We start from the raw sequence: 11,400 nt of genomic DNA, 5'->3' as shown, positions 1-11,400 counted from the left end.
TTGTGTCACAGGTTCACCGAGAACTTATAGATACAGCGGCTGGTGTATTTTTCCCCGGGTTTCAGGTAGGAGGATGGCCAATCGGGCTTGTTGGGTGAATCGGGATATTTTTGCGATTCCAAGCATATGGCACTGCGTTTGTTGTAAACGATTCCTTTCTTTCCGGTCATTGTACCATCGAGAAAGTTTCCCGTGTAAACCTGCAATCCGGGTTCCGAGGTATATACGTCCAGTTGAATTCCGGTAACCGGAGATACCACCGTGGCCGCAACTTGGGTGACATCACCTTTTGCGTTCAGCACCCAGTTGTGGTCATAGCCTTTGCCGTTTTTCAATTGAACGAAAGTGGTATCCTCAATACGCTGTCCGATGGGTGTGGCAACCGTAAAATCCATGGGCGTGTCTTTCACCGGATCAATTTTTCCGGTGGTCATAAATGTATCGTCAACCGGAGTATATCCATCGGCATAAATAGTCAGAAGATGATCCAGTACCGTGTTGTTGGGGTCTCCGCTCAAGTTGAAGTAGGAATGGTTCGTCAAATTCACAACGGTTTCCTTGTCGGTATCCGCCTCGTATTGAATGTCGACAGCATTATCGTTTGTCAGGTTCATGGTGACTTTTACGTTCAGGTTTCCGGGAAATCCGGCTTCACCGTCTTTTGAAAGATAAGTTAGTACAACTGTCTGGCTGTCGGGTTGTATTGCCCTAAAAACTTTTGTGTCGTAACCTTCAGGACCACCGTGCAATGTGTGGCCGTAATTGTTTTGCGGAAGCTGGTATTCTACACCGGCAACCTTTATTTTCCCGTTAGCAATGCGGTTCCCGTAGCGTCCGATGGTTGCTCCCAAATTGTTGGAAACGCTTGTATAGCCCTGAATAGAGTCGAATCCGAGGACAACATCCTGCAGGGTTCCGGTCTTATCCGGGACCATTACCGATACAATACGCCCTCCGTAATTCGTCACGGTAACTTCCATCCCGTTGGTATTTTTCAACACAAACAAATCGGTGGAATCACCGTTTACTGACGACTGAAAATGGCTTCTTTTCAACCCCGATAACGTTGAAGGTTCCCCCGGGGCTTCTTTTGGATTGGATGTGCAAGAAATCATGGCGGCAACTGCCATAATCCATGCTGTTAAATACTTTAGTTTCATCATGTTGTTTTCTTTTTTATATAAAAATGAGTATCCGGTTCAATCGTGTAACACAAATTTACATCATTTTCACCTACAAACTGTTTTATTTGGATAAAAAATTCTCGGCCCTGCCGGGAGAGAGCAGTTCCCATAGAGAGGCTACGGTCCATCCCGGAGCAAAAATATCGTTATAAAACCCTTTTCCGTTCTTGCCATAGTCCCAGTTAGTATGTTGCACCACCTCCGGATAATAGCCGGTCTTGGCCACTCCACACATATGATTTTCAAACGGCAACAACTGGCGCATCGACGACGAAATAACTTGTACAAAATCGTGAAAACGAGGTTCGTTGTATCTTTTTGAGAGCCAGTTGAGCACCGAACCAAACTCGAAAATAAATACGTCTATGTGGTTGTTTTCTACCGAAACGTTGCCCCATCCCCTTGTCTGTAGACCGTTGTCGCCAATCATCTGGCCTTGTGCGAACGGCACATCCCACAGGTAGTACCACGAGAGCGCGAAGTAAGAAGCCTTCAGACACAGGTCGGCATAACGTTGTTGTTCTTCGCCTGTGGAAATCAATGCCAGGTAGTACATGGCTGTAGCAGCATACAGGGATGCTTCCTTGTCTTCACAATTGGCATCGAGGGTAGACGAGAAATAATCTGCCTTCGAAATGATTTCACGTTCCAGGTAGTCGGCAGTTTTTTGGGCAGCGGTGAGGTATTTAGGGTTGTTGAAATACCTGTATGCCATCACCAGGGGTAAGGTCACCGAAGGGGTGCTTCCTCCGCTTGCGTCACTGATGACCAGGTTGTCAGTGAATTTCCGTGGAAAACTACCGTCTTCATTCTGTAAAAGAAGCATCCGGTCCAACAAGGTTTGCAATTTTGTCTCCCATTCCGGATGCCGTCTTCCGTTGTTTTTTTCGTATTGGAGGAACTGGAACATCGCGTACACACCTTCCGATTGTCGGCGAATACTTAAGTTACTGGCCTCCGTGTTTTTGTCGTAGTACACATGTTCGCGGAGAAGTCCGTTGGCTGTGAACCCATGCTCCAGGTAACTGTCAAAAACGGAATAGCCGTTGGCTACCAACTCCGAACGGTTGTTCTGTTGTCCATATTCCAACGCATTGAAGGCGTTCAACAAAACTCGACCTACAAAACCTATTTCCGCGCGGGCAAGGTTTTCACAGGTAGCTACTACCAGCCCTTCGCCCGAATTGAACTTCAAGGGATAATCGCTCACGAAGCTCCGGGTGAAAAAACCGGTAAGGGTTTTCTTCACGAACGCATCGCTAAAGGGTGTGTTAACGGGGCCCGGGAGCCAGGCATCATAACTGTATTCCCACGATTGACGTACGAAATCCGAGAAATCCGAGGCTTTTCCCGATTTCACTAACCACGTGAGCCGGATGGATTTCCCTTTTTCGAGAAACTGGAATGCTTCTACCGAAGGCGCCAGCGTAAGTTTACGAATATAGGTCTTTGGCGTTTCCTGGTAAGGAAACCCGAAGGATATACGGGCATCGCCATTCTTGTTCTCGAATCCGGTATAGCCGATAGATGTTTTTCCGGAGATAATTACTTCTCCTTCTTTATGGGTAGTAAGTGCTTCATGCTTAAAATCATCCATTCGCATTACCGACAGGTACGTTCCCGATTTTTCATTAAATATGGCCGTCATAGGCACGCTCAATCTATCCTCACGCACTGTCCAGCTATCGGAGGTGTGAAAAGAAGGGGCCTCCTTGGGCGAGCGCAAGTTGCGGCGGTACCAGAACCCCGGCATGTAGAATTGACAATCGTTGTGAGAATAACGAGTATTTACCCACTGCTTGAAGTTGAAATAGATATTTTCTTTAGCAGTAATCACCACTTCCACCACATGATCTGCAGCCGAAAGGTTAGGTGACACGATGGTTCGTGTTATCACTACCGGGATGTTTTGATTGGCTTTTAATTGAACTACATCCCCTTTCCGAATTTCTTGTAAAGGGTAGTGAGCCGCATTGTTTCCTGGTATTTTCAAAGCGATGGAGGAACTAAAATTATTTTCAGCCACACGGGCTGTTGCCTGTACCGTGCTCACTATAAACAAAACAAGCAGAGCATACCGTGCAATATCCTTAATTTTCATGCAATATTTCTTTTTCTAATTAAAAATTGGTTTTGGAGATGTTAACGAAGAGGTATTTCCTTCCACGTAGGGCCACTCATCCTTCCACCGTACCTGGTCCATCATCAGGACACGCCCTTTGGGATTGTCCACCGAGACGGCGTGATAAAGCATCCAATCCTGTCCTTCCTGGTCCTGCACGATCTCCGAGTTATGTCCCGTACCCACGAATTTTTGATTCTTCCGGATCATTACTTCGTGATGATTATCCATCATGGACTGTCCTTGCTTATCCACATAAGGGCCAAAAAGATTTTCTGAACGCCCTACCACAGTGGTATACGTGCTGTTTAACCCTTCGCAGCAGGATCCGACGGAGGCAAACAGGTAATAAAAACCGTTTCGTTTATGTATGTATGTCCCTTCATAAGCCGTGCCGGCAATTCGTTGCTTTTCGGCTCCCGGTCTTACGCTGACGTCGTCCGAAAGTTCGATGGCGTAAATGCCCCGAAAGCTGCCCCAGAACAGGTATTTCTTCGCGTTTTCTTCGATATAAAAGGGATCGATGGAATTTTGCACATCGATCTCGTTGCTGCGAAACAGCTTGCCGTGATCGGTAAACGGGCCTTCGGGTTTATCGGAGGTAGCCACGCCTATCCCGCAGGTCCATTCCTCACCCCATACCGACATGGAATAGTACAGCACATACTTTCCGTTAATGTAATTGATATCGGGCGCCCACAAACCGCCTTTCGGTTCAAATGTCGGACGGGTTGCATCGGTAAATGCAGTGCCAACAAATTTCCAGTTCACTAAATCTTGCGAACAATAAATGGGAGTATTCCGGATATCTTCAGTCGCATAAAGGTAGAAGAATCCGTCGTTGGCTTTGATCACTGTCGGATCGGGAAGACTGTAGTTAATTACCGGGTTTTTATAGGTGTCATTTCCCGCAGAAGGAATTTCCGGTGGGGTTTCTATTGCTTTACATCCTAACAAGAGCAAGAGCGCCAATGCCTGTTGAATAATATGTATCATCTTCATTTTATTGTTTTCTGATTTTCCCTTTAATCATCCAAACTCCTATTTTTTCTCCTTCGAAGTTTGTGGAAGCAAGTGCGGCAATGGTGTTGTTCCCTAAATCGGCCAATGAATTCCATTTAGCTTCTTTCGACAGTGGGACAATGAAAGGCTGAGACGGGTTACTGAAATCGGACGGCACACCGCTAACCTGTATCTCCATAGTCGACCGTTCCCAATCGAAACTCCTGTTGTTTGTAGTCTGATAGGAGAGTACGTAAACGTTGTTCTCTGTACGAATGAGGTAAGGAGCTCCTGCGTAAACCGTATCGGGTAGCGGAGACCGTAATGCAGAATAGCGGTACGGGGAATCTTTTCGCACGGCTTCTACCCATGGACTACCAACCGCACTGCGAATGATGTACGGTTTAAACTGCCCCGACAAGTTATCTTCGATAGCCAGGTAGATATTCGTACCGTCATGAATGGCTACCGGCATCCCATCGCGATATCCTTGCCTGAAACTAACCGTTGTTGGGTTTTCACTCCACGTATAGCCGTTATCAACAGATCGTATCATTGATATTTCCTGTTCATCCGAGTTGCGGTAAGGCGATTCGTTCGCGAAATAAATCTGTACCGTTCCGTCCGGCAAAATCAGGAAAGAAGGTTCCCAGCAGCCATCCCTGAAAAACGGAGCAGCTTGATAGAGTATTTGTGCCTGGGACCACGTCCTCCCCTTGTCAACACTCCTTTTTAACGCAATCGAAAACGGATAAAGACCTTCTTTTCGGGGGCGCAAATTACTGGCCAGCAGAATATCCCCGTTGGCCAACTGAACAATTTCAGGATTGGCTATATTCACTACCGTAGAAGCAGAAGACGCCGGATCGACAAATTCAAACTTTTCGTATGCAGTTACCGGGTCATCCCAGGAAACACCTTCATTGCTGCTCCTTTTTACAACCACATCTCCTTGCCTATTCTCGTATGCTGCCAAAAACGAACCGTCGTTTAAACGGCGTAAACGAGGATATCCCCCCTCTTCCGCTATGCGAAGGAGGGAGGCTCTATCCCATTCAATATAATAATACTGATCGTTATGGTCCTTCTCGCCTTGACAAGCAGAAAAAATGAGCAGGAGGATTGAAATAAAAATCAGTCGTTCAGTATATGGCATATTTCCTGATTTACTTTCCGTACCCTGCCTTCGTCGATCTTCACTACAGCCCTGTCGTAAGTCATCAGCCCGTTCACTTCCACTTCCACATCGGTAGTCTGGGTGTATACAGCAGCGGAGAAACCCTGACGGATCATCTGTTTCAGCTGTTCAGCATATTTAATATACTCGTTGGTCACTTCATTGGAGCTGTTGAACTGTACGTATCCCCAGTTGCGGTCGGGTTCCCAGAGGTGTTCCTTGTTTGCCCAACCGATTCCTCCGTATTCGCCAAGAACAGTTGCCCGCTGTCCGTCGTACAAATACATTTCCGGGTGTGGGTAATTATGTAAGTCAAGCATGTCTCCTAGGTGATAATGATTTCCTCCACTGGCCGGGTTTACCAGACGAGACGGGTCATACTGCTTGGTCCATTCCACAATTTCCTGCGTTTTAAATTGTCCCCAGGCTTCGTTGAACGGGACCCAAACACCGATTGAAGGATATGAGTACAGGTAATCCATGATTTCTTTCCACTCTTTGCGGTAGTTGGCTTCCGACTCCGGTGAACGCAGTCTTTCCGCACCGGTGAAATATTCGCGCATTTGCCACTCGGGGCTTCTGTCACCGTTAGGCATGTCTTGCCACACAATGATACCAAGCTGGTCGCAGTGCATATACCAACGGGCAGGTTCCACTTTTACGTGTTTGCGAATCATGTTGAATCCAAAGTCTTTGGTTTTAACCACGTCATATCTCAACGCCTCGTCAGTAGGAGCCGTATACAGTCCGTCAGGCCACCATCCCTGGTCGAGCGGGCCGAACTGGAACAAATCTTTATTGTTCAGTTGTAAACGGACAATTCCTTTGTCATCGCGCTTGGTTGAATATTTGCGCATGGCTGTGTAGCTTTTCACCTTATCCAGCTGTTTCGAACCGTTGAACACGGTTACTTCCAAATCATACAAGAAAGGATCATTGGGCGACCATAACCGGGGATTCGCCGGCATAGACACTTCAACAGGCTGGTTATTGATGGACTGTCCCGTAGCCACGACATGGGAACCTTCCATCACTTTCACTTCAATCCTGTCGGAAGCGGTTGCCTGATTGATAAAAGCTTCAACACCTATGGTGTTCTTATCGATATCCGGGGTGATTTTTACATTTTCGATGTATTTCTCAGGAACGGGTTCCAGCCATACGGTTTGCCAGATGCCGCTCACCGGGGTATACCAGATGCCGTGCGGATTGTTTACCTGTTTTCCCCGCGGCTGGTATCCTTGGTCGGTTCCGTCCCATACCTTTACCACCAGTTTGTTCGTTCCGCTTTTCAAAGCGGGTGTTACGTCAAATGAGAACGGGGCATATCCGCCGGTGTGTTGTCCTACCTTAATGTCGTTTACCCAGACATCGGCTTTCCAGTCCACAGCTCCAAAGTGAAGCAGTACCCTGTTGTTTTTCCAGTTAGACGGAACGGTGAATTCACGCTGGTACCAGAGTTCGTTCTCGCTTCCTAATCTTTTCTGCACACCCGACAAACTCGATTCAATGGCGAACGGGACAAGTATTTTCCCATCGAAAGAAGTCGGGTTTTGTTTCCCCACCGGTAGAATGGCATAATTCCATAACCCGTTGAGGTTCTGCCACTGGGAACGCTCCATGATGGGCCGGGGATATTCCGGCAATACGTTGTTCACATCTATCTGTGAGGCCCAACGCGTTTTAAGCCTGTCACCCGCCGGTTTCCACTGAGCGGAAAGTGAGAGCGTTGCTGTAAGCAAAATGAATACGACTAATTTTGATTTCATGCTGATATTATTTTAATGAATTAATATTTTTTATTCCACGAAAATAGTTACTTTAAACAGAAAAAATGAGAGCAAATTGATCAAAAAGTATAAATACAATCTCAAATGCAGAACTTATTGCTCAAAATCTCTTGGCAGGACCCCGAATTGTTGTTGAAAGCATTTCGAAAAATAGGAAGGAGAGTTAAATCCTACCATGTAACAGATTTCGTTCACCTTGTATGTTTTTTCCTTGAGCAGCTGAGCGGCTTTTTTCAAACGTTCCACCCGGATATACTCGTTGGGTGTCAGATTGAGTACGCCTTTTATTTTTCGATAAAAACTGGCACGGCTCATGTTGAACTGCTCGGCGATATCTTCCACGATAAAGCCGGAGTTGTCTATATTTTCAAGTACAATAGCATGCAGCTTCCGGATAAATTCTTCGTCTGACTTGGTAAGGGCCACGCTGTTGGCACCAATATAGGGATGTTTTAAAAATGTTTCACGTAATTTTTCCCGGTTTTGCAACAAGTTGGCAATCTGCGCCAACAATACTTCCAGGGAGAAAGGTTTATCGATATACGCATCCGCACCGATCTCAAACCCTTGTACCTTTGACTCCACGTTTACTTTTGCCGTCAATAATATCACGGGGATATGGCTGAACTCGATATTGGATTTTACCCGTCGGGTAAACTCAAAACCGTCCATCTCGGGCATCATGATGTCACAAACTACCAAGTTCACATTAGCCTCCCGCAGCACTTCCAAGGCTTCTTTACCGTTCCTTGCCGTTAACACATGGTAGTGAGGGGAGAGAAATTTCTCTTCAAAATGAAGCAATTCCGGATCATCGTCTACCAACAGGATGGTTGTATGGGATGACTTACCCGTTTCACCGGAAAATTCCAGGATTACGTCTGTTGAGCTTCCTACCGGCAGTACGAGGTGGAACCGGACAGTATCCTCCGAGTCCTCCAGGTCGAGTGTCCCTTTGTGAAGCTCAGTCAATGAACGTGATAGCGCTAGGCCAATCCCGGTACCGTTAACCGTCCGGTCATCCTTGTCCAGTTGCACGAAAGGTTTGAAGATTGCCTGCTTATGTTCGTCGGGGATTTTTTCTCCGTCATTGTCTGTAATCAGGTGAAACCAGCTGTCTTCATTATCTCCGGCGATGTAAGCCTTAAGCCTCACGAAGCTTTTGCAATACCGGATAGCATTATTTATCAGGTTGCTGATAATTTTCAGGAATGCCTCCTTATCCACCTGCACGTACATATCCTTTTCGGGGAGATCCATATCAAAAAGCAATCCTTTCTGCTTTGCCAGGGGGGTAAAACGAAGTGACGTCTCCCGGATCAGTTCCGATACGTTTCTCGGTTCAAGATTCAACAGATACGCATCCGACTCGGTTTTTTGGAAATCGAGCAGCTGGTTGGTCAGGTTAAGAAGCCGGTCCGTATTCTTGCTCATGATCTGCAGGTTCTCTTTTACGCCTTCTGACACCTCTTCCGTATTAATCACATAATCCAGTGGTGCCTTAATAAGGGACAGCGGGGTGCGAATTTCGTGGGCAACGTTGGTGAAGAAATCAATTTTCGAACGATACAGTTCCCGTTCTTTCTGTTGCTCGAAAATTTGCATTCTCTCTCTTTGTATTTTTTGGCTACGATAACTCAGAAAGCGAAATAAACCTGCTATTCCGGCTATAAACAGCACCACATAAACCAGGTAGGCCCACCTACTAAGCCAGAATGGGGGGCGAATATGGATAGTTAACGATTTTAGTGTTTCTTCATCACTGTCCTTCAATCCATTATGTAATTTCAACGAGAGTACGTACTTTCCTGGTTTCAGGTTAGAGTAGATGATATCGTTATTTGATTCCGACTGAATCCATTCTTTATCAAAGTCATCCAGTTTATAAAGTATCTGGTAATCATTTCTGTTTGAATAGTTCAGTACTGCATAACTTAACCGGAAGGAGTTTTTACGGTGTGCTAAGGTTAGGTTTTCCGTAAACAAGATGCTTTGTTTCAGCAGTGATTTTTCATCCTTAGGGCTTACCGGAGCATTATTAATAAACAGTTCGGTAAACACTACCGGTACAGCGTGTTCAGATTCTCTGAAGGTTGAGGGATTAAACCGTACAAAGCCGTCAATTGATCCGAAATAAAGTGTTCCGTCTGACGCCTTAAAACTGGACTGGTAATTGAACTGATTGGTTTTCAGTCCATTTTCAACCGTATAATTTCTGAATGATTCTGTTTGAGGGTCATATTTAACAAGTCCCGAATTTGTTGAAAGCCATAAATTACCATCCAAATCTTCCTGCAATTGATATACCACATCGTTAGGTAGTCCTTTCGAACTATTGACCGGAATAAATTCTTCGTTTTTCCTGTCGAAAAGATAAAAACCTCCGCCTTCCGTAGCCACCCACAGTTGTTTCTGACTGTCCTCAAATATACTTGTTATTTTATTATACAGCGTGTTTCCACCATCGGCAGGATGATGGAAAAAAATCTTCCAGGCGCCTGTGGCCGGATCATGCCGGTAAAGCCCCTTGGTAAAAGTGGCTACCCATATTTTCCCATCTGTATCTTCAAAAATATCCTGAACATATATCCCTTGGAATGCATCGACTTGTTTGAAGTTGTTATTCTCGTAGTCATAGATATTTAATCCCGACAGATTTCCTATCCACAATGTGTTTTGCCGATCCTTGTATATGGAGAAAGTGCTGTTTTGACTAATGGAGTTAGGCGCATCCGATTGTTTGAATGTAACCAGTTCGTTTGTTTTCAGGTTAAACCGGTTTAATCCTTTTGAAAAAGTTCCGATCCATAAATAGTCTCCGTCAGCATATAATGCATGTATATTCGTGTAAAGCGATTGTAGCGGGAGTGGAAGTGGTAGAAATTCATTCTTCACGGGATCGAAGAGGTTGAGTCCATTGTCTTCGGTCCCGATCCAGATTTTTCCATCGGGGGCTTCACAAAATTCACGGACCCGGCTTCCTTTCATCCGGTTCACTCCATCCACGGGATAAAACAACTCAAATTGATTGTATTGATTGGAATAATAATCGACCCCTCCAAAAAACGACCCCACCCAAATACCTCCTTCCCTGTCTTTGAAAATAGAATAAATAGCGTTGTCAGATAACGAATAAGGTACGGACCTGTTGTGACGGAGGTTTTCGGCTTTTCTCGTTTCGGTATTATAAATATACAATCCCGATTCACTGCCTATCCAGATCGTTTTAGGATCGATCTTTGTCAGACATCGGGCAAAGATAGGCTGACCTTCTGCGTCTTCAGCCAACAGAATGCGGTGCGTCTTACTCACGGTGTTTACACTTATAAGGCCTTTAGTAGACGATGCGATGAGCAATTGATTGTATTCATCAGCAACTACTTTCCATATCTCTCCCGTATTGTAAAATAAATCAGGGTTATCAACAAGCTTAAAGTCAGTTATTTTACCTGTTTTTTTATCAATACTGACAAAAGGAAGATTGTAAGGGAATGCCCAGATATCCCCCTCTTTCCCGAGACATAAACTGACCATACTCATCCCGTCTGGAGCTTGTGGTATTTTGTAATTCGTTAGGACACCTGTGAGATAATTGTAATGAAAAACTCCTTTTTCTTCCAGGGAAATCCAGATATCCCCTTCTTTATCTTCCAGCATATCACTTACCACACCATCTATCGATACGTTATCGGGTGTGGTTAATTCAAAACGGTTGAACTCTTCTTTCCGCGGGTCATAAATGTATATTCCGTCATCGGTCCCTACCCACAGGTTATCCAGTTTATCTTGAAGGATACGATGAAATACATTGTCTCTCAAATTCTCTCCCGGAGAAAATTTATAAATTTTAAACAACGTCCCGTCAAATCGGTTGAGGCCATCTTTTGTGCCAAACCACATGAATCCGAGTTTGTCTTGAAAAATGGCATGGACAGTATTCTGGGATAATCCGTTGTTTATGTTGTAATGTTTGAAAGAATAACTTGGCAAACAGAATAACTCATTGATGTTCAAAACGAATAGGATGAACATCAAAATAAAGAGTTGATTATGTTTTTTCAATTTCATCAAAAATAAAGACACACCATATAGTCTTAAGGAGAGTTATGTTTTTTGTCAGCAAGA

General features: G+C 45.0%; 6 protein-coding genes. All 6 read right to left on the bottom strand.

Annotated elements, in window-relative coordinates:
- Positions 1-5: 5 nt before the first annotated feature.
- Positions 6-1,163: a galactose mutarotase gene (locus KCV26_13480; protein ID WZX36302.1), complete on the bottom strand. Its 1,158-nt coding sequence runs from the start codon at positions 1,161-1,163 to the stop codon at positions 6-8.
- An 82-nt stretch (positions 1,164-1,245) separates the two neighbouring features.
- Positions 1,246-3,285 carry a hypothetical protein gene (locus tag KCV26_13475; protein ID WZX36301.1) on the bottom strand — a complete coding sequence of 680 codons (2,040 nt, stop codon included), beginning with the start codon at positions 3,283-3,285 and terminating at the stop codon, positions 1,246-1,248.
- A 15-nt stretch (positions 3,286-3,300) separates the two neighbouring features.
- The gene (locus KCV26_13470; protein WZX36300.1) at positions 3,301-4,308 is read right to left on the bottom strand and encodes a family 43 glycosylhydrolase; all 1,008 of its coding nucleotides are present in this window, start codon (positions 4,306-4,308) and stop codon (positions 3,301-3,303) included.
- A 1-nt stretch (position 4,309) separates the two neighbouring features.
- The gene (locus tag KCV26_13465) at positions 4,310-5,464 is read right to left on the bottom strand and encodes an exo-alpha-sialidase (GenBank protein ID WZX36299.1); all 1,155 of its coding nucleotides are present in this window, start codon (positions 5,462-5,464) and stop codon (positions 4,310-4,312) included.
- Positions 5,443-7,254 carry a beta-galactosidase gene (locus KCV26_13460; GenBank protein ID WZX36298.1) on the bottom strand — a complete coding sequence of 604 codons (1,812 nt, stop codon included), beginning with the start codon at positions 7,252-7,254 and terminating at the stop codon, positions 5,443-5,445. Before KCV26_13460 ends, KCV26_13465 begins: the two co-directional genes overlap by 22 nt.
- A 114-nt stretch (positions 7,255-7,368) precedes the next feature.
- Entirely contained in the window at positions 7,369-11,307 is a 3,939-nt protein-coding gene (locus KCV26_13455) for a response regulator (GenBank protein WZX36297.1), read from the bottom strand.
- Between the last annotated feature and the right edge of the window lie 93 nt (positions 11,308-11,400).

It is taken from the genome of Petrimonas sulfuriphila, from assembly GCA_038561985.1.
Taxonomy (GTDB): Bacteria; Bacteroidota; Bacteroidia; order Bacteroidales; family Dysgonomonadaceae; genus Petrimonas; species Petrimonas sulfuriphila.
The sequence above is the reverse complement of the archived record's forward strand: the minus strand, read 5'-3'. Positions and strand labels throughout refer to the sequence as shown.